The organism is Methylophilus sp., from assembly GCF_052437885.1.
Taxonomy (GTDB): domain Bacteria; phylum Pseudomonadota; class Gammaproteobacteria; order Burkholderiales; family Methylophilaceae; genus Methylophilus.
In genome coordinates this window covers 20,123-37,348 of sequence record NZ_JBQVPB010000018.1, presented here as the reverse complement: position 1 = coordinate 37,348, position 17,226 = coordinate 20,123, and the positions used below count along the sequence as shown (strand labels likewise).

At 52.7% G+C, this 17,226-nt stretch carries 20 protein-coding genes; 5 read left to right on the top strand and 15 right to left on the bottom strand.

The window, feature by feature from the left end; all coding sequences use genetic code 11:
• Positions 1–6: 6 nt before the first annotated feature.
• Positions 7–1,641 (bottom strand): alpha-D-glucose phosphate-specific phosphoglucomutase, encoded by a 1,635-nt coding sequence (locus tag ACT6RZ_RS14305; protein WP_444702762.1) that lies wholly within the window; start codon positions 1,639–1,641, stop codon positions 7–9.
• A gap of 237 nt (positions 1,642–1,878) precedes the next feature.
• Here ACT6RZ_RS14305 and pqqA (ACT6RZ_RS14300) point away from each other — a divergent pair, with 237 nt between their 5' ends.
• Complete coding sequence (pqqA, locus tag ACT6RZ_RS14300) at positions 1,879–1,950, top strand: pyrroloquinoline quinone precursor peptide PqqA (RefSeq protein ID WP_081624291.1); 72 nt, start codon at positions 1,879–1,881, stop codon at positions 1,948–1,950.
• A 122-nt stretch (positions 1,951–2,072) separates the two neighbouring features.
• Here pqqA (ACT6RZ_RS14300) and ACT6RZ_RS14295 read toward each other — a convergent pair whose 3' ends face one another.
• Entirely contained in the window at positions 2,073–2,888 is an 816-nt protein-coding gene (locus ACT6RZ_RS14295; protein WP_444702761.1) for a sulfite exporter TauE/SafE family protein, read from the bottom strand.
• A 179-nt stretch (positions 2,889–3,067) separates the two neighbouring features.
• On the opposite strand from ACT6RZ_RS14295, the gene ACT6RZ_RS14290 reads away from it, so the two are divergent.
• Entirely contained in the window at positions 3,068–3,697 is a 630-nt protein-coding gene (locus ACT6RZ_RS14290; protein ID WP_444702760.1) for a LexA family protein, read from the top strand.
• Between the two features lie 51 nt (positions 3,698–3,748).
• On the opposite strand, the gene pqqA (ACT6RZ_RS14285) is transcribed toward ACT6RZ_RS14290, so the two are convergent.
• Positions 3,749–3,820 (bottom strand): pyrroloquinoline quinone precursor peptide PqqA, encoded by a 72-nt coding sequence (gene pqqA / locus ACT6RZ_RS14285; RefSeq protein WP_081624291.1) that lies wholly within the window; start codon positions 3,818–3,820, stop codon positions 3,749–3,751.
• A 117-nt stretch (positions 3,821–3,937) separates the two neighbouring features.
• Here pqqA (ACT6RZ_RS14285) and ACT6RZ_RS14280 point away from each other — a divergent pair, with 117 nt between their 5' ends.
• A complete protein-coding gene (locus tag ACT6RZ_RS14280) occupies positions 3,938–5,305 on the top strand; it encodes a Y-family DNA polymerase (protein ID WP_444702759.1) in 1,368 nt (455 codons plus the stop codon).
• A 71-nt stretch (positions 5,306–5,376) separates the two neighbouring features.
• Here ACT6RZ_RS14280 and ACT6RZ_RS14275 read toward each other — a convergent pair whose 3' ends face one another.
• Entirely contained in the window at positions 5,377–5,670 is a 294-nt protein-coding gene (locus ACT6RZ_RS14275; protein WP_444702758.1) for a DUF1330 domain-containing protein, read from the bottom strand.
• Entirely contained in the window at positions 5,667–6,359 is a 693-nt protein-coding gene (locus tag ACT6RZ_RS14270; protein ID WP_444702757.1) for a type 1 glutamine amidotransferase domain-containing protein, read from the bottom strand. Before ACT6RZ_RS14270 ends, ACT6RZ_RS14275 begins: the two co-directional genes overlap by 4 nt.
• Before the next feature lie 124 nt (positions 6,360–6,483).
• Here ACT6RZ_RS14270 and ACT6RZ_RS14265 point away from each other — a divergent pair, with 124 nt between their 5' ends.
• Positions 6,484–7,380: a LysR substrate-binding domain-containing protein gene (locus ACT6RZ_RS14265; protein ID WP_444702756.1), complete on the top strand. Its 897-nt coding sequence runs from the start codon at positions 6,484–6,486 to the stop codon at positions 7,378–7,380.
• A gap of 43 nt (positions 7,381–7,423) precedes the next feature.
• On the opposite strand, the gene ACT6RZ_RS14260 is transcribed toward ACT6RZ_RS14265, so the two are convergent.
• Positions 7,424–8,062 (bottom strand): response regulator, encoded by a 639-nt coding sequence (locus tag ACT6RZ_RS14260; RefSeq protein WP_442585794.1) that lies wholly within the window; start codon positions 8,060–8,062, stop codon positions 7,424–7,426.
• The gene (locus ACT6RZ_RS14255; RefSeq protein ID WP_444702755.1) at positions 8,059–9,453 is read right to left on the bottom strand and encodes an ATP-binding protein; all 1,395 of its coding nucleotides are present in this window, start codon (positions 9,451–9,453) and stop codon (positions 8,059–8,061) included. The genes ACT6RZ_RS14260 and ACT6RZ_RS14255 overlap by 4 nt, the downstream gene beginning before the upstream one ends.
• Positions 9,454–9,787: 334 nt before the next feature.
• Between ACT6RZ_RS14255 and ACT6RZ_RS14250 the strand changes: the two genes are divergently transcribed.
• A complete protein-coding gene (locus ACT6RZ_RS14250; RefSeq protein WP_444702754.1) occupies positions 9,788–10,441 on the top strand; it encodes a hypothetical protein in 654 nt (217 codons plus the stop codon).
• Between the two features lie 219 nt (positions 10,442–10,660).
• Here the strand turns inward: ACT6RZ_RS14250 and ACT6RZ_RS14245 are convergent, their stop codons facing one another.
• From ACT6RZ_RS14245 to ACT6RZ_RS14210, 8 genes are all read right to left on the bottom strand, one after another.
• Complete coding sequence (locus tag ACT6RZ_RS14245; RefSeq protein WP_444702753.1) at positions 10,661–11,623, bottom strand: beta-propeller fold lactonase family protein; 963 nt, start codon at positions 11,621–11,623, stop codon at positions 10,661–10,663.
• Between the two features lie 261 nt (positions 11,624–11,884).
• Positions 11,885–12,856, bottom strand: a complete 972-nt coding sequence (locus ACT6RZ_RS14240; RefSeq protein ID WP_444702752.1) for a YVTN family beta-propeller repeat protein — start codon at positions 12,854–12,856, stop codon at positions 11,885–11,887.
• A 151-nt stretch (positions 12,857–13,007) separates the two neighbouring features.
• Entirely contained in the window at positions 13,008–13,409 is a 402-nt protein-coding gene (locus ACT6RZ_RS14235; protein WP_444702751.1) for a thioredoxin family protein, read from the bottom strand.
• Positions 13,406–13,819, bottom strand: coding sequence for a hypothetical protein (locus ACT6RZ_RS14230; protein WP_444702750.1), 414 nt, complete (start codon positions 13,817–13,819; stop codon positions 13,406–13,408). Before ACT6RZ_RS14230 ends, ACT6RZ_RS14235 begins: the two co-directional genes overlap by 4 nt.
• 32 nt (positions 13,820–13,851) lie before the next feature.
• Complete coding sequence (locus tag ACT6RZ_RS14225; RefSeq protein ID WP_444702749.1) at positions 13,852–14,448, bottom strand: SRPBCC family protein; 597 nt, start codon at positions 14,446–14,448, stop codon at positions 13,852–13,854.
• 21 nt (positions 14,449–14,469) lie between these two features.
• Positions 14,470–15,591, bottom strand: a complete 1,122-nt coding sequence (locus ACT6RZ_RS14220; protein WP_444702748.1) for a VWA domain-containing protein — start codon at positions 15,589–15,591, stop codon at positions 14,470–14,472.
• Positions 15,591–16,193, bottom strand: coding sequence for a hypothetical protein (locus ACT6RZ_RS14215; RefSeq protein ID WP_444702747.1), 603 nt, complete (start codon positions 16,191–16,193; stop codon positions 15,591–15,593). Before ACT6RZ_RS14215 ends, ACT6RZ_RS14220 begins: the two co-directional genes overlap by 1 nt.
• Positions 16,190–17,224, bottom strand: a complete 1,035-nt coding sequence (locus ACT6RZ_RS14210; RefSeq protein WP_444702746.1) for a vWA domain-containing protein — start codon at positions 17,222–17,224, stop codon at positions 16,190–16,192. The genes ACT6RZ_RS14215 and ACT6RZ_RS14210 overlap by 4 nt, the downstream gene beginning before the upstream one ends.
• Between the last annotated feature and the right edge of the window lie 2 nt (positions 17,225–17,226).

Below are 17,226 nucleotides of genomic sequence, written 5' to 3'. Positions count from 1 at the left end.
CCATGACTAAGTGATCACAGTAGGTTGCTGCCTGCCGGTCAACTGCGGCAACTGCGAGATCTGGTGCGAGACGGTGATCAGCTCGGCCAGAGCGTCCTGTGCATCCAGTTGCTGCTGGGCAGGGTCTTCAGTGTAGGCTTCGAGATAGACACGGATGGTTGCGCCTTCGGTGCCGGTGCCGGATAAACGGATCACCACGCGCGAGCCGCACACAAACAGGATACGCAAGCCCTGGCCGTTGCTGACAGAAGCATCGATAGGGTCGGTGTAACTGAAATCATCGACAGTATCTACGGTATAGCTGCCAAATATCTGCCCTGGCAAGCTGGCGAACTGCTGCTTGATATGCTGCATGACGGCCTGCGCCGGTGCGGTCGGCACGGTCTCATAATCATGGCGCGAATAGACATTGCGGCCATATTGCTGCCAGTGTTTGCGCACCAGTGACTCCACGCTCTCACCCGTGGCGGCCAGCAGGTTCAGCCAGCACAGCACCGCCCATAAGCCGTCTTTTTCACGCACATGGTCGCTGCCGGTACCAAAGCTTTCTTCACCGCACAAGGTCACTTTGCCTGCGTCCATCAGGTTGCCGAAAAACTTCCAGCCTGTGGGTGTCTCATAGCAATCTATGCCCAGTTTGGCAGCAACGCGGTCAACCGCGCCGCTGGTCGGCATGGAACGCGCGACACCCGCAAGACCACTGGCATAGGCAGGGATCAGTTTGGCATTGGCCGCGATCAGCGCCAGGCTGTCAGAAGGTGTCACGAAAAAATGACTGCCTAGTATCATATTGCGGTCACCATCGCCATCCGACGCCGCCGAGAAATCGGGGGCCTGCTGGCCATAGGCGACTTTCACCAGATCTTCGGCATAAGTCAGGTTAGGGTCAGGGTGACCGCCACCAAAATTTTCCGAGACTACACAATTCATCAGGCTGTCTGGCGGCGCAGCCAGCCGGTTGACGAATATCTCTTTGGCGTAGGGGCCAGTCACCGCGTGCATGGCGTCAAACTTGAGACTATGCCCGGCCGCGAGCCAGCGCTTGATGGCAGCGAAATCAAACATGCTTTGCATCAAATCGGCATAGTCACTGACTGAATCTATCACCTCTACCTCAAAACCATCCAGGGTAGTAGCGCCTATAGAAGACAGGTCTACTTCCGGCAACTCATGGACTATCTTGTAATGACTGATCTGTTTACTATTGGCGAAAATGGCATCGGTGATCTTTTCTGGTGCCGGGCCACCGTTGCTGGTGTTGTATTTGATGCCAAAATCATCGTCTGGCCCGCCAGGATTATGGCTGGCAGATAAAATAATGCCACCGAAGGTCGCGTATTTACGGATGATATTCGACGCAGCCGGGGTGGAGAGGATACCGTTCTGGCCGACCAGCACTTTGGCAAAACCATTGGCCGCCGCCATCTTGATGATCACCTGGATCGCCTCTTTGTTGTAAAAGCGGCCATCGCCACCCACCGTCAAAATTGCGCCAGCGGGGATCTCCAGCGTATCAAAAATACTCTGTACAAAATTCTGCAAGTAATGCGCCTGTTGAAATACGCGTACTTTTTTGCGTAAGCCGGAAGTGCCAGGTTTCTGGTCGGCAAATGGTTGGGTCGCTACAGTTTGAATCAGCATGCACATACACTCAGGTGATTAAGGGGTTGCTTTGATTGTATTACAGATTGATGTCAGTTTTTTTGCCATTGCTGCGATTGTGCATGACTTTTTTGCAATCGCCCCACTCTGCAAACTAGGTAAAATCATGAGGCGGATTTACGTGATCGGCTCAGGGTCATATTGAAACACCCGCGTATAGTGAGAGTCATACAAGTACATCACTGAGATGCACTTAACAACCAAAAGGAGATCATCATGTGGACTAAACCAGCTGCTACTGAAATGCGTTTTGGCTTTGAAGTGACCATGTACGTCATGAACAAATAATCAGCACTTATATAAACTATAAGTTCAAGCTGAAAAAAACCCGCTACGGCGGGTGCTCAATAAAAAAACCCGCTCACGCGGGTTTTTTGTTGCCTGTCGCCTGCCCAGGCTAGACTGCGAAGTCAGGCCAGCTGCGACCACAGCAGGTTGACACTCACCGCCATCAGAAAAATGGCAAAGATGCGCTTCAGCACCTTGACTGGCAATCTTTTGGTCAGCGCCACCCCCGCCGGGGCAAGCAACACGCTGAACGGGGCGATCAGCATAATAGCTGGCAGGTAGAGCAAACCAAAGGTATCCGGCGCATGTGCAGACTGGCGGATGGCATCTTGCAGGTAGCTGACTGTACTCGCCAGTGCAATGGGGAAACCGAGCACCGCCGAAGTACCTATGGCCTGCTTCACCGACACATTGCGCATGGCCAGGTAAGGCACAGTCAACGTACCGCCGCCTATAGACACCAGCGCAGAGATCACGCCTATCAGCAATGCCACCAGGCTGATCTCCACTTTGCCGGGGATCTTGTGCTGGCTGGGTTTACGGTCTGTAAACAACTGTATCGCCGCATAAAAAGTAAAGGCGGCAAAAAACAGCGTTAAATAAAGCGCGTTGAGATGTATCGCCACCAGGGTTGCCAGTAGCGAACCGACAAATGCCATAGGCACCATAGCCCACACATACGGCCAGACGATATTCTGGTTCTTGTGATGCGCGGCAATGCTGGAAAGCGAGGTGAACACGATGCACGCCATGGAAGTCGCCAGCGCCATATGAAAAGCCACATCCGCCGAAAAACCTTTTGCCACCAGGATGGCATGCAGCATGGGCACCAGCACTATGCCGCCACCTATGCCCAGTAAACCTGACAACACACCCACCACCACGCCTATCAGGCAAAAAAGTGCGTATTGCTCAATAAAAAGTTGTATCCAGTCCATGCCGCACTCATTCTTTGAAAGCGCAACAGTATAACCTTTCTTGCGCAGCAGCTCATGCAGACTGCATGCCCGCTTTCTGCACAGGCAGTTGAATTTGCCGGCATTTAAATTGACAGACGATTTATTTGCCATCATTTAATTTCAGTATCGTTTATTTTGATTTTTGTTACAATAATCAAATGGACAACCCACACGACAGAAAACCAGGCGGCAAGCGTGCAGGTGCCGGACGCAAAGCAGGCTCAGGCCCTTACCAGGAGACGACCACAGTGATACGTATCCCTGCCAGCCAGAAACCAGTGGTGAGCGACCTGATGGCGGCCTATGCTGAAAAACAGCGGTGGTTGCGAAATCAAGCCAATATAGATAGCCCGCATGCATTTGAGTTGCCAGCACCAACGCGACATACCATGGCTTTACCTTTATACCAATCCAAAGTACCGGCGGGGTTCCCCTCACCGGCAGATGATCATGTAGAGAAGCGCCTGGACCCCAGCGAATACCTGATCGATCAGGCAGAGACCACTTTTTTTGTGACTATCCAGGGCGAATCCATGATAGAAGCCGGGCTGATGCCGGGCGATAAAGCGGTGGTAGACAAAGGTAAACTGGCAGTGGTTGGCGATATTGTGCTGGCGATGATAGATGGGGAATTCACCATTAAAACGCTGGCGCAACAAAAAAATGGCAACCCTAAACTGCTGCCGGCCAATTCTTCGGGCAAATATACGCCTATCCTGATCCAGGAGCCTATGCGGTTTGAGGTCTGGGGGGTGGTGACCGGCTCATTCAGGCGTTTCAGGCAATAAGAAACCCGGCCCTAAAATACTGTGGCCGGGTCTTGTTAACAAGAACACTGATTACTTGTTCATCACGTACATTGTTACTTCAAAGCCAAAACGCATTTCTGTAGCAGCTGGTTTAGTCCACATGGTGATCTCCTTGATTGATTTTCCGAACCGACCCCGTGTCTGGTTCGTGTAAGTATTATCGGCCTGACCAGCCACATTCCTGCTATTGCGTATCATGAACACCGTTTAGAGAATTCCATGAAACACCCCTCATTGCCAATGCAGCCTGAAGCTTTAGATGCCCCTGCGGCGCGGACGATAGGGCTGGTAGACGTAAATAATTTTTATGTCAGCTGCGAGCGCGTCTTCAGACCCAAACTGCGAGATCGGCCGGTGGTGGTGTTGAGCAATAACGATGGCTGCGTCATCTCGCGCAGCGCTGAAGCAAAGATACTGGGCGTCGCCATGGGCGCACCCTGGTTTCAGATCAAAAAGTTTGCAGAACAGGAAGGCATCAGCGTTTTTTCTTCCAACTATGCGCTGTATGCGGATATGAGTGCGCGCGTGATGACGATATTGCGACAGTTTAGCCCGGCGCAGGAGATCTACTCTATCGACGAGTCGTTTCTGGACCTGACCGAGTTCAAGCAGCGGGACCTGACACACTATGCGCAACAACTGCGGCAAACAGTGTTGCAAGGCACTGGTCTGCCGGTCTGTGTAGGCATCGCCGGCAGCAAGACACTGGCCAAGCTGGCCAACCATAGAGCCAAGCGCGATACGGCGCTCAACGGCGTCTGCAATTTCAACGCCATGACCACTGTGGATGTAGACCAGGCAATGCGTGAGATCGCGATCAATCACGTCTGGGGCATAGGTCGCAACCTGGCCAGACAGATGCAGGACAGCGACCTGATGCAACAAGCCCCCATACTGACAGCCTACGATCTGAAAATGAGCAATGCCGCCACCATGCGCAAAAGATTCAGCGTCGTGCTGGAAAAAACCGTGCGCGAACTCAATGGCACCGCTTGTCTGGCGCTGGAACAGCTACGCGCGCCGCAGCAACAGATACTCAGCACGCGCAGTTTTGGCCACACGGTACGCGAGCTGCAACAGCTGCAAGAAGCTGTCACCTTGCTGACTACGCGCGCCGGCGAGAAACTACGCCAGCGTCAGATGTATGCAGGGAGTGTCTATGTTTATATCCGCACCAGCCCGTTCCGTGACGCCGGGCAGCAATACGATAATGGTCACAATGTCGTCTTGCTTACGCCGACCAACAGCAGCATGCGCCTGGTTGAAGCCGCATTCAAGGCGCTGGCACAGATCTACCGGCCGGGCTATGACTATATGAAAGCGGGGGTTTCACTGGGTGCACTGACCACCACGCAGGGGCAACAACAAGACATGTTTGATACTTCCGACACGCATGACAAGTCGGTAAGGCTGATGCAGACCATAGATGACATCAATCAAAAGATGGGCAGGGCCACCATCAAACTTGCCAGCGAGGGCGTGCAAAAATACAAACAGGCAGAGATTAAACAGCCCTGGCGCATGAGGCAGGAAATGATGAGCCCGCGCTATACCACTGATTGGGATGAGTTACTGCAAGTCAACTGAAGCTGATGAAAGTCACTTTCCTTGACAGACTCAAGCATAGACAGACTCCAGCATGGTCACCAGCGACCAGCTTATGCGTCAATGCCCTCTACGATAAATACCCGATACTGCGCTCCCTGGTGCCTATGTTTGACGGCCTCCTGATATTTGGGGCTGTAGTACCAGGCTTGGGCCTCTGCCATGCTGGGAAACCTGTGGATCAGGCAGCCTTCAAATGGCTGGCCTTCCAGAATATCCAGGGCGCCATATCTCGCCAGCGGGGTGACCGCATGCCCCTCGCGGGCAAGCGGGGCCTGGCTGGCATAGCGTTCCATTTCTGCCTGATCTGTGGTTTGTTCACGCATCATGACCACGTAAGCACTCATGATGCCTGTGCCGCTGTTAAAAAGCGTATCAGTGTCTCTGCCGCCAGCGCTGAAGAAGCCGGGTTCTGCCCGGTGATCAGCAAACCATCCTGCACCACATACGGCTGCCAGTCCGCAGTTTTAGAGTAATGGCCGCCATTTTTGATCAGTTCATCTTCCACCAGAAAAGGCACCACATCGGTCAATTCCACAGCGGCCTCTTCAGAATTAGTAAAACCGGTGACTTTTTTGCCGACCACTAATGGGCTACCATCCGCATTTTTGGCATGACGTAATACACCTGGGGCATGGCATACCAATGCCACTGGTTTACCTGCTGCCAGCGTAGTCTCGATCAGGTCAATGGAATCCTGGCTTTCGGCCAGATCCCATAATGGGCCATGACCACCTGGATAAAATACTGCATCAAATGCCTGATGCGAAACTGAATGCAAGGGCACAGTATTCGCCAGGGCCAGAGTCGCCTCTGCGTCATTCTCAAACCGTCTGGTATCGTCGGTTTGAAACGCTGCTTCATTACTTTTCGGGTCGAGTGGAGGTTGCCCGCCTTTAGGTGAAGCCAGTGTCAGTTGCGCACCGGCTTGTTTAAAAGCGTAATAAGGCGCTGCCAGCTCTTCCAGCCAGAATCCGGTTTTACGGCCAGTATCGCCCAGCGTGTCATGCGAAGTAAGTACGATCAATATATTCATGTCTATGCTCCAGTCTTGATTAATAAGTTGGTCTGCCTGTTTTGCTGAACCAATAATGAACGCTTTTATTCCATTTATGAAATTTATTATGTATATTCAAGTTATTCACACAGAAAATAACTAAATGCGTTACGACCTCAATCTGTTACGCGTGTTTCTGGCCCTGATGCAAGAGCGTAGCGTCACTCGCGCTGCTGAACGGCTAGGCATCACGCAACCGGCATTATCAAACTCGCTGAATCGGCTGCGCGATATCCTGCACGACCCATTGTTCATCCGTGAACGCTATGGCATGCAACCTACCGCAAAAGCCGAAGAGCTGGCGCCTGTGATCATGCAAGCGATCAGTCAGCTGGATGGCCTGGTTTTCGGCCAACAAGCGTTTGACCCCAGGCACTCGGATATGTTGGTCACCATTGCACCAAACAGTTATGTGGAATACGTGCTGATCCCTGCAGTGGTCGCCAGATTGCAGGCACTGGCACCAGGCATTAAATTACGGATAACGCCTTATGGAAACGATCTTGCCGAGACCGGCGTGATCTCGGGCACGACTGCGCTGGTCATGGGCAGGTTTGTCGACCCGCCTGACAATCTGGTGGTGCAGCATTTAATGGATGACAGCCTGGCTTGTGTGGTCAGAACCGACCATCCAGACGTAGGCGACACCATCACCAAGGCGCAATACGAAACAATGAAACATGTGAATGTCATGCCACCCGGAAAAATGCGGGCAGGCCTGTTTCAGGCCCTGGACCGGCATGGCCTGAAACGTGAAGTCGCAGTGTCGGTCACGCATTTTCTTTCGGTGCCGGAAGTCATAGCCACTACGGATTATTGCACTACACTGCCCAGCCAGATATGCCGTCGCCTGCTGGGCGACAAACGGCTGAAGATCCTGGCTACGCCGGTGGATCTGGGGACTTTCCCGATTGATATGGCCTGGCATGTGCGATACCGGCATGACCCGGCGCATCGCTGGCTACGGACTATGATAGAAGAAGTGGCAAGATCACTCTAGCTATATGGGCACCTTAAGCTATGTGGGATAAAACAGGCTGAGGTTACTCTGAATCTATCAAGCCGTGTTTCATAGCCAGGCGCACCATTTCCACCGGGCTGTTGACCGACAATTTCTGCTTGATCAGCGTGTAGTAATTGGCGACGGTCTTCTGGCTGATCTTGAGCATATCTGCCACCTCCTCCACCCTTTTACCTTCTGCCAGCAAGCGGAACACCTCGAACTCGCGCGAGGTCAGCTGCTGTAAAGGATTACTCTCGCCTATCAGGGTTTGCAGCGCCACTTTTTGCGCCACATCCTGACTGAGGAAAGTGCGGCCTTTGGAGACATCGAGCACAGCTTGCAACAGGTCATCAGCGACGCCGGTTTTAGTGACATAGCCTTTGACACCGGCCTTGAGTGCCTGAGCGGCAAAAGACACCGCCTCGTGCATGGAAAAAATCACAATCTTCGCATGCGGATAACGCTGCAAGATGCGTTTCGCCGCTTCCAGCCCGCCCATGCCCGGCATGGAAATATCCATCAATACGACATCGGGCGATACTTCGCCATAAATCTGGTAGGCCATTTCGCCGGTATCCGCTTCGGCCACGATTTCTATTGATTTGTGGCTTTCCAGTAGCCGACGCAAGCCTGAACGCACGACAGTGTGATCATCGACTAAAACAACTTTTACAGTCATGGTGCGGTGCCTCTAAGTCTCTCTTCTTTAAATTTCTCTGTGTTATGAAAGCGTACTTCTATCCGTGTGCCTTGCCCGGGCGCACTGGTGATGTTCATGCTCCCCATTAAGCCCTCAACCCGCTCTTGCATGCCAGCCAGGCCGTAACCCCGGCTGGGGATAGAGGCATCAAAACCGCGGCCATCATCTTCTACACGCATATATAAACCGTCCTCAGTATCAGTAACCACTATCGTCACCCGGCTAGCCGCCGCGTGCTTGCTGATATTGGTCAGACACTCCTGCAATATGCGGTAAACCGTCACCGCCACCGACTCATCCGGTTGCGAAAGATGATTGGATATCTCATTCACCACCATGATATTGCGGTTTCTGTCATGCCAGTGGTGTATCAGCTCCGCCAGCGCCAGGCTTAGCCCCAGCTCATCCAGCACGCGCGGACGCAAGCGGGCCAGCAGATCCTGGATAGTGAACATCATCTGCCGGGTGATCTGTGCAATCGCTGTGGCACTTTCGCGCGCGACAGTCAGCTTTTTGGCTGCCACCATGGCACTGGCATCGATATGCACTGCCGTTAAATACTGCCCGATCTCATCATGCAGGTCACGCGCCAGCTTTTTACGCTCTTCTTCCTGCAGGTGTATGATCTGCTGCGTCAGCCTGTGGTTATTGCGTATGCTTTGCTCCAGCGTGCTGGCCATGCGGTTGAACTTGTCGCTGATCTCACTGAGTTCGATCTGCTCAAAGCTAGGCAGCCGGCTCTGGTATTCGCCATGCTCGATCTGGTTCAAGCCCTGAATAATCTGCTTGACCGGCTTGAAGGTCGCTCTCACCATCCAGTAAACAAACAGCAGCACACTCAAACCAAACAAGCCCACGATCGCCAGCAGGCCGGAGGTATCTTCCCAGATTTCACGCAACTCAAAACTGGGGTCTGGCGTGATCACCAGCTCACCGATAAACCGTCCGTTCAAAATAATATTCTTGCGCTTGGGTTCATTCAGCACACTGGAAATATCCAGCAATTTTACAAACCAGGTTGGCGGGTCTTCACCCTCATGCTCCTCGCGCGTTGAACGGTTAGACTCACGCAAATGGCCAGTTGGATCAAAAAAGTCCACTTTCAAATGCCGGATATTGGTCAGCTCATCCAGGCGAAAAATATTGATAGACCCTTTTTCGTCGCGGTTGAGCCAGCCAAAATCGGTCATGTAGTGTGCGATTTCAGCATCCAGCAAATGGATAACCAGATTGGTGGTGGACTCTACTTCGGCCAGCACATCTTCGCGCGCGTTTTTAACCACAGAAACTGCCCAGGTGAGCAACAACCCGATCAGCAACAGGGTAATAGTCAGATTGAGTTTGAACTGTAAACTGAAGGATTTCATCATGCTCAAAGGATTGTAAGGTTTATTGCCCAGAATCTATCGGGAGTTTTTCCCAACCCATTACTACAGGAGGAAATTGCTCTGGAATATTGAGGATAGTCCAATGGCGATGCAAATAAGCTGGATCAGTCTAAAAGACCCAGCAAAGACAATAAGCAAGAACTCTAACATTTTGTACATCACAAAAGGTTCAAGGACGGAGAGAAACCAGTTACTTGCAAGTCTTTTTCGACTGAATACTAAAATAAAAAATTTCGTTCAACTAGTCCTGTTTAAAATTGTTTAAATATTATGCTGGCAAACTTACATTTCCATAAACATTCTGAGATTAATAAAAATGCGCATACACACGCGAAAAAACATTCTCTTAACTATATTTATTTGGCTAACTTTATTTGTAACAAGCAATGCTAACGCATTACTTACAAGTACGGACTATGTAGCTAACTCAGGTGACAAATGGCTTACCAATGACTCAAAAACTGGATTGCAATGGTTAGATGTAACGCTAACAACCAATCAAACATTTGATCAAGTCCGACAAGGTGAGTGGTCCGCACGTGGATTTAGATACGCTACAAAAGCCGAGTTGCAAGCGTTATTCGTGAATGCTGGCACTCCTGAGGACGGGCTTACTCATTACTTTGAAACAGAATCACTTATCGCCTTATTGGGTGCAACAATAGTTACCACAGATAGACTTGGAACGTATGGACTGATAGGAAGTGATTACTTTGATAATGACATCACACTCCAAAGCCAGCCAATAGGACAAACCTTTTCAGCTCAACTGGGCAAGCTTGATTTTTACCCATACATTGGGAAAGCACACTTTTCTGGAGGGCATCCATTTAGTAATGAAGCGAGTCCTTATTATGGAAGCTTTTTAGTACGTGCAGCACCAGTGCCTGAACCAGAGTCTAACTTGATGTTAATGTTGGGATTAATGACAATCATCTTTTTTAGCTACAAAAAGACCAGAAAAAGTTGATCAAACTTCCACCAGGCTCTTTAAAGTGGCAAGTCTGAAATGAAACCTGAAACAGTTAGAGCTCAGCATACTTAAGCTATTAAAACCTCATTCTGTCATAGTCAGAATGAGGTTTAATTATAAATTTATAGACATCCACTCGGCACTCTATTCTACAAAAGTTGTTCGCAGACAACCCGATTTTTCAATGCCATGCATAGCTTCTAATGTGCAAATGGATTAATGAATAACGACACCCCAGGGCAAATTACCAACGGCTATATCCTTCAGCTTGGCATTGGTCTCGGTATCAATCACCGACACATTATTACTGCGGCCATTCGCGACATACAGTTTCTTGCCATCAGGTGTCAGTGCCATATTCCATGGCCGCTGGCCGACAGCCACCGTGGCGATCACTTCGCGGCTGGCGCTATCTATCACACTCACATTATGGTCACCGCCATTGCTGACATAGATGCGGCTGCCATCGGCATTGACCTTGACGCCATTGGAACGCAAGCCGACCTTGATATTGGCCTGCACTTTCCAGTCGCTGGTGGACACGATTTCCAGCAGGCTGGCGGCTTCGTTGGCCACATATGCCCACTGACCATCCGGGCTGAAACCCACGCCGCGCGGGTGCTTGGTGGCAGCGATCAGATGTTCGGATTTGAGTGATTTGAGATTGATCACATCGACATTATTACTTTCTTCATTGCTCGCCAGCAGCCACTGCTGGTCCGGGGAAAACACGCAATGTTCGGGGTTTTTGCCCTGGGTGGCAATGGTGTGCCTGACCTTGTTGGTTTGCAGATCGACCAGGGCGACGGCATTTTCTTCCTCCAGGCAGGCTACGAGCAGTTTGCCATCGGGTGAAATGTCTATGCCTTCAGGTTCATCACCCACCTTGATCAGGGCAGTTTGCTGGTTTTTTTGCGTATCGACGACCGCCACTGCATTTTTATCGCGCACCACCACATACAGTTTTTGATTGGTGGGATGAATGGCCGCTGCCTGGACTTTTTTACCCAGCTTGCCTTTGGCTGGCAACAGCTTTACCACCTCATCCGTCTGCGTATCAATGACAGTCACTGTGCCATCTTTTTCATTAGGCACATACGCAAATGGTTGGGAAAATAGCGGTAAACAGAAGCAGGCGAATGCACTGGCGATGAGTGTGTGTTGTAGTTTTTTTTGCATAGAGCATCCTTAAAAAAATCGGCCGGTTGCTGCAACAACCGGCCTGAACATGGAGATATACTTTATGCAAAATCAATCAAATTCAGAATTTAAATTGATAGTTGCATCTTATGCGTTCAGGTTTTTCACCAATAGCGGCATGCTTCCCGATTTATCAGGGAAAAATTCCCGACACTACTATTGCTTTTAACGCTTTCGCCTTGCTGGCTGCTACCGCCATTGACGGCTTTTGTGTCCAGATAAACTTTGTGTGCAGATCAACTAGGGAACGCTCCCTATAAACTGGCCAAAAGCGCGTGGCTGCGAGCCAACCTCAATAGATGGCCTTAACACCAGGCGTTGACCATCGATCACCGCCAGCACATTGTCCATCCAGCTTGCCACCAGCACTTGTTGCCGCGCTGCGTCATAGGCGATGCCCTCTGGCGTTCCCGGCACGCGTATCTTGCGCATCACTTTCTGGCTAGCCAGGGCTATCACAGTCACGCTATCTTCACCGGTATTGGTGACATATAAATACTGTCCACTACTGTCTGTGGTCGCGCAGTAAGGGTGCTCACCGACGGCCAATGTGCTCACCACCTTGTGCGTCGCAGTGTCTATGACACTGATGGCATTCGAATACACATTCACTACGAATAATTGCTTACCATCCGGGCTTAAACTTAGCCCGAATGGATGTTGCCCGACTTTGATCCTATGCGATTCCTTGCGTGACCGGGTATCGATCACACTGACATCATTGCTGTCGCGGTTAGCCACATACAAAGTGGCGTCATCCTGCGCCAGCTGCATGCCGCCTGGCGCACGGCCAACCTGTATTTGCGCCAGCACCTGCCCACTGTTGGCGGCCACGACCAGTATGTGATCGTGATACCAGTCAGCGACATAAAGCTGGTCACCTGTTTTGCTCACCGTCAGCCCTACTGGGGCGATAGGCAATGCTATCGTGTTGCTGATTTGCTGGCGCTGCATATCGATCACAGATAGCGAGTGCCCTTCCACATTGCTCACATACACGACTTGATTGCGGTTATCCACGGCCACCCCTACCGGCGCCTTGCCTACCACTATGGTATTCACCACCTTCAGTTGCTGAAGATCGACGATTGAGACTGTGTGCGCACCCTGGTTAGTAATATAGGCGTAATCTGCAGCTTCTCCGCACACCGGCATGCACAAGCCCAGCACACACAACAACAGGGCTCTAAATGTCTGCGGCACAGGCTTCATTCACTAACATTGGTTGTATTTGCAAATGGTAGGCTTTTGTTTGAACAGGGGCTTGAGAGGCCGTCCTGCAATTGACAGGGAATTTTTCATACTTGATCCGGGAATGATCAATGCCTTGGTAGACGAGTAAATTGGGCAATAAACCTAATTCTCAGCCATGATTTCCAACTATAGACTTCTGCTCGAAATGTGCGGAGAAAGCCGTCATATCGAATGCCTGCCACATCTGCACATGATGGGTGAGTTCATGCGCATGCATGGCACCGCTGATCATATCGATCACAATACGCTCACGTACCACCATCAGCGCAGGCACTTGCGTGACCTGGAAATTGCGCGCCAGGTCGGTCGCGATATCTATATCTACCGTGGCAAACATTAACTCTGGATGCTGGGCGGCCACCTCGGCGAAAACTTTCGCAAACGGCTGGCAGGGTGCGCACCAGCTGGCACTGAACATGATCACCAGGAATGCATGCTCGGTGACACAGTGGTTGAACTGCGACTGGCTGTCTATGCTCAGCGGCGCGGGGTATAGGCTTTCGGTGGTCATGGTGTCTCCTTTGTTTTGGGGGCGCCCGCCGCCGGCAGGCGTTTGATAGCACCCAGCGTCCAGTGCTGCGGACCTGCCAGGCTTTGCGAACAACCCAGTTCCTGTTCCGGCGTTTCAACGGTGAGCACATGTTTGGTATGGTCAGCCGTTTGTACCTGCATGAACCAGCGGTCTACCCATACTTCTACTGGCCCCACCTCTATCGGCCTCTCCTCTCCTGACTCTTGCGGCGCGGCCAGCGCGGCGTCGGTCAGCCTGACCGAGATCAGCTGGCCGCCATGTGCCAGGCACAGCGAATCATCGGTTTCAACCAGCGTGACCAAGGTTTCTTGCGCAGCCGCATAGCCAGACTGGCAGGCGGCCATCACTAAAACAACTGGCAGGCAGTTTCTGAATGCACGCCATCGCATGGCAGGGCCCGCTGGCTCAGGCATCTCCGGCCTTAAGCACACACCGACATGCCCAGGCTTTTAAACACCGGCCGCATGGCGACGCAGACTTTATTGCGCCAGCCGCTGTTGCCAGCGGCAGCCGCGTTCTGACGTCCGTCTTTCAAGCCTTGCAGGCCTTCCTGGACGAAGGCATCCACCGCAGTCTTGGCGGATTCGTCATCTTGCCCTGCTGGTGGCTCATTGCCGGTAAACGCGCGGTAGTAGCGGGCGGTCCAGCTCACTTTGGCATTGCCTCCGTCGGCGGTGACCTTGATCTTGCCATTCAGTGAACTGACTGGCAGGGCTTCCAGATCGATATCGCCAGACAGACGGTAAGAGACTGTCATCTCGGCGGCCGACACTTCATCGATCTCTTGCAGCAGCTGCTTGCCATTTTTAAGGGTGATTTTTTGCTGTTTGTCATTCACCGCGACACAGGCGGTGACTTGCGGATGCCACTGTGCCAGGCCACAAGGGGCGCTGACACGTTTCCACACCGCGTCTGCCGCTGCACTCACCTGTATGGATTCATCGGTTTTCTGCGGTGTAGGGCCATGCGCCCAGACATTTGCGCTCATTAACCCTATCAGTAATAAAGACCACTTCATTGTTGCTCCTTCTCAAAAAAACTAAACGTGTTGCTTACCTGAAATCTTTAGCCGGCGCACGGCCTGGCCCATATCGAACCAGCGGGCAGCAGACCAGCGTCGCACCAGCCACCGTAACCAGCCACTGCCGGCAAAGCTCAGCAGCAGGTACAGCAGCCAGCATATGATGGTCGGCACCGCCAGCCAGGGCCTGAGGTCGGTATCGGCCCAGCGCCAGGCAGTCATGCCCAGGCCGGTCGCCCAGCCACTGCTTTGCCCGGCCTGTTCCAGCCGCACATAGTTAAGGCCGGTGTTGTCAGAAAGTCGCTGCAGGTTCTGTTCATCCAGCGCCGACAGGTGCGCGTTATCCAGCAGATTATTACCGGGGCCGTGACCGGCATTGCGGTCATGCTGGCCTTGTTCCATCGCCAGTACCGACAAGGTCTCGGCCATGCCGAAATTGCCGAAGCGCTGCACTTCTTCTTGTTCCCAGTAGCCGGAAACCGCATTCTTCTCATCCAGTTTGGGGATCTTGCTCGCCACTGGCTTGCCCATGCCGACCAGGTATCCCTGCACGTCGCCTGGCTTACCGGCATAGCTGGGCATGTATCTGGGGTTGGCAGGCGGCGCCTGCTGGCCATCGCTGAAAAACATGACGCGTATCTGCTTGCCTAGCTCCGGCGCCTGTTCCAGTGCGTTATACAGACCATGCGCGATAAACGAATCTGCCGCCCAGGCCATGCGCCAATCCATGCTGGCCACGGTCTGGTCCAGCGCGGCAAAATGGGCACACACCTCTACCGGCTCCACCACATTCACCACATTGCGCTCGGTAAACATGCCCAGCGCTACCCGCGAACCACAAGGCAAGGCCGACAAGGTTTTGCGTATGCTCTGCTTGGCCATCTGTAAACGGCCGATGCTTTTGCCGGCCACCTGGTAATCGGTCACATTCATGCTCTGCGTGATATCCAGCACGAAATACCAGTCATAGACGCGGTTGGGTAACATCAGGTGTGGCCTGAACAGGATGATGCTGAGTAACACAAAGGCTGCTATCAGGCATAGCTTGCGACTGGTGTGCAGCCTGGAAGCTTCGCCAGACCAGCCACCTGCCAGGCGGTTAAAAGCCGCTCGCCATACCCTGAAAAAACGCATACGCATCACGGCATGCCTCTGGGGTTGCCCGGCATGGCTGGCCAGCCGCTGGGTTCTTCTTCTGCCTTGATCTGCTCATCTTCATATTGCTGCGGGCCGGACATGCCATGCGTGGTCGGCGCCAGGCGCAATGCCAGGTGGTAGTTATATTTGACCTCGGACCAACCCGGCTCTACCCGCAAGGCTTTCTGATAGCTTTCCTTGGCCAGGGCCACCAGCGGACCGGCTTCGTCCCAGGCAGGCAGGCCTCGTTGTTCCAGCAGGCGTATCGCCGTGCGCAGGTAGAGATTGCCCGAATTGAAATAGGCCTGCTGGCGTAGCGCGTCACCTTCAGGCAGTTTGCTGATCAGTGCGGCATAGGCTGACAATGCCTGCTCAGGCTTGACCTGATCGTCATAAAACACTGCATTGGCAAACAATGCCTGCGGCGTCTGGTTGGCACCCAGCAAGGTATTTTCAATCAACACATGCGGCTGCAAACTGCTTCTATAAACCTCGGCCTGATAAATTGCTATGGCTTGCCTGATCAGCATCACCAGCGCGATCAAACTCAATAGCCCTGCCCACAGCACGCCACGCCGCAACAGCCCTGCCAGTTTTTTATTCATGTCTGCCACCGTTTCAATTCCAATGCATATAAGCCGATCAAGCACACCACCGCCAGCCACGCCAGGCCATAGGCGTACTGGCTTAGGTCCTGCCGCGACACCGGCTCAAGGTAGCGGGTCGGTTTATTTTTCAGGGTGGAAATATCGCGCACTGCCGCCATCACCGCTTGCGGGTTCTCAGCCTCATACACGCGGTAAGGCACATTCAGGGTCTGGAAGTATTCATGCAGCGCGTATTCAGGATAGGCATCTATATTCTCGCCTTCTGCCAGGCTTTGCCTGAGACTGACACCGCTCTCTGAGCGCAGGTAGATCCAGTACAGCGAGGCTTTCTGGCGCATAAACATGGCGCGCAACATATCCTGCGTCTTGCCATCCAGGTGCGCGCCGCCGTCAGACACCAGCACCATGGCGCGGGCACCAGTCACAGGCTGGTCAGCAAAATAATCCAGTGCCATGCCCAGGCCGCGTGCCACCGCGGTAAAGCCCATGCCCCCGGCTTCGGTAGCATCCAGCGCCGCCTGCACAAACGCCCGGTCATTGCCCAGTGGCGCGGCCAGGATAGGCGAAGTACTGAAAGTGACCATGCCCATCAGATCATCATGCCCTTGTGCCACCAGGGTTTTCAGCACCTTGCGTGCCACTTCCATTTTTGGCACGCGCGCCTGCGCATCATCTGCTTTTTTCGCAAACGGCTCGTTCATGCTGGCACTGCGATCCAGCACTATCATCACATGCGCGCCACGCCCTACTTTTTCCACATATTGCGATTTCAGGTAAGGGCCGGTGAGCGCCAGGCTCAGTGCCAGTATCAATACACTTAAGGCGATCTTCCACAAGCGATCCAGCCAGGCTGCCAGCGGGTCAGCCGGCAAGCCTTGCAGTGCCGGGTGCGGAAAATCCGTTTGCCCGCGCAACACCCAGGGCAACACCGCCAGTGGCAGCAGCAGCAATGGCCAGAGATCCGTCAGCCCCCAGTGCTCATGCAAGCCGCTAGCCAGCAATACGCTTTGCGCGCTTTCCTGCCACATAT

Coding starts and splice junctions, on each gene's coding strand:
- ACT6RZ_RS14275 (WP_444702758.1), bottom strand. CDS start 5,670: ATGAGTGCTTACGTGGTCATGATGCGTGAACAAACCACAGATCAGGCA.
- ACT6RZ_RS14290 (WP_444702760.1), top strand. CDS start 3,068: ATGGACAACCCACACGACAGAAAACCAGGCGGCAAGCGTGCAGGTGCC.
- ACT6RZ_RS14250 (WP_444702754.1), top strand. CDS start 9,788: ATGCGCATACACACGCGAAAAAACATTCTCTTAACTATATTTATTTGG.
- ACT6RZ_RS14245 (WP_444702753.1), bottom strand. CDS start 11,623: ATGCAAAAAAAACTACAACACACACTCATCGCCAGTGCATTCGCCTGC.
- ACT6RZ_RS14235 (WP_444702751.1), bottom strand. CDS start 13,409: ATGACCACCGAAAGCCTATACCCCGCGCCGCTGAGCATAGACAGCCAG.
- ACT6RZ_RS14220 (WP_444702748.1), bottom strand. CDS start 15,591: ATGCGTATGCGTTTTTTCAGGGTATGGCGAGCGGCTTTTAACCGCCTG.
- ACT6RZ_RS14305 (WP_444702762.1), bottom strand. CDS start 1,641: ATGCTGATTCAAACTGTAGCGACCCAACCATTTGCCGACCAGAAACCT.
- ACT6RZ_RS14280 (WP_444702759.1), top strand. CDS start 3,938: ATGAAACACCCCTCATTGCCAATGCAGCCTGAAGCTTTAGATGCCCCT.
- ACT6RZ_RS14230 (WP_444702750.1), bottom strand. CDS start 13,819: ATGCGATGGCGTGCATTCAGAAACTGCCTGCCAGTTGTTTTAGTGATG.
- ACT6RZ_RS14240 (WP_444702752.1), bottom strand. CDS start 12,856: ATGAAGCCTGTGCCGCAGACATTTAGAGCCCTGTTGTTGTGTGTGCTG.
- ACT6RZ_RS14255 (WP_444702755.1), bottom strand. CDS start 9,453: ATGATGAAATCCTTCAGTTTACAGTTCAAACTCAATCTGACTATTACC.
- ACT6RZ_RS14210 (WP_444702746.1), bottom strand. CDS start 17,224: ATGTGGCAGGAAAGCGCGCAAAGCGTATTGCTGGCTAGCGGCTTGCAT.
- ACT6RZ_RS14270 (WP_444702757.1), bottom strand. CDS start 6,359: ATGAATATATTGATCGTACTTACTTCGCATGACACGCTGGGCGATACT.
- ACT6RZ_RS14260 (WP_442585794.1), bottom strand. CDS start 8,062: ATGACTGTAAAAGTTGTTTTAGTCGATGATCACACTGTCGTGCGTTCA.
- ACT6RZ_RS14295 (WP_444702761.1), bottom strand. CDS start 2,888: ATGGACTGGATACAACTTTTTATTGAGCAATACGCACTTTTTTGCCTG.
- ACT6RZ_RS14215 (WP_444702747.1), bottom strand. CDS start 16,193: ATGAATAAAAAACTGGCAGGGCTGTTGCGGCGTGGCGTGCTGTGGGCA.
- ACT6RZ_RS14265 (WP_444702756.1), top strand. CDS start 6,484: ATGCGTTACGACCTCAATCTGTTACGCGTGTTTCTGGCCCTGATGCAA.
- ACT6RZ_RS14225 (WP_444702749.1), bottom strand. CDS start 14,448: ATGAAGTGGTCTTTATTACTGATAGGGTTAATGAGCGCAAATGTCTGG.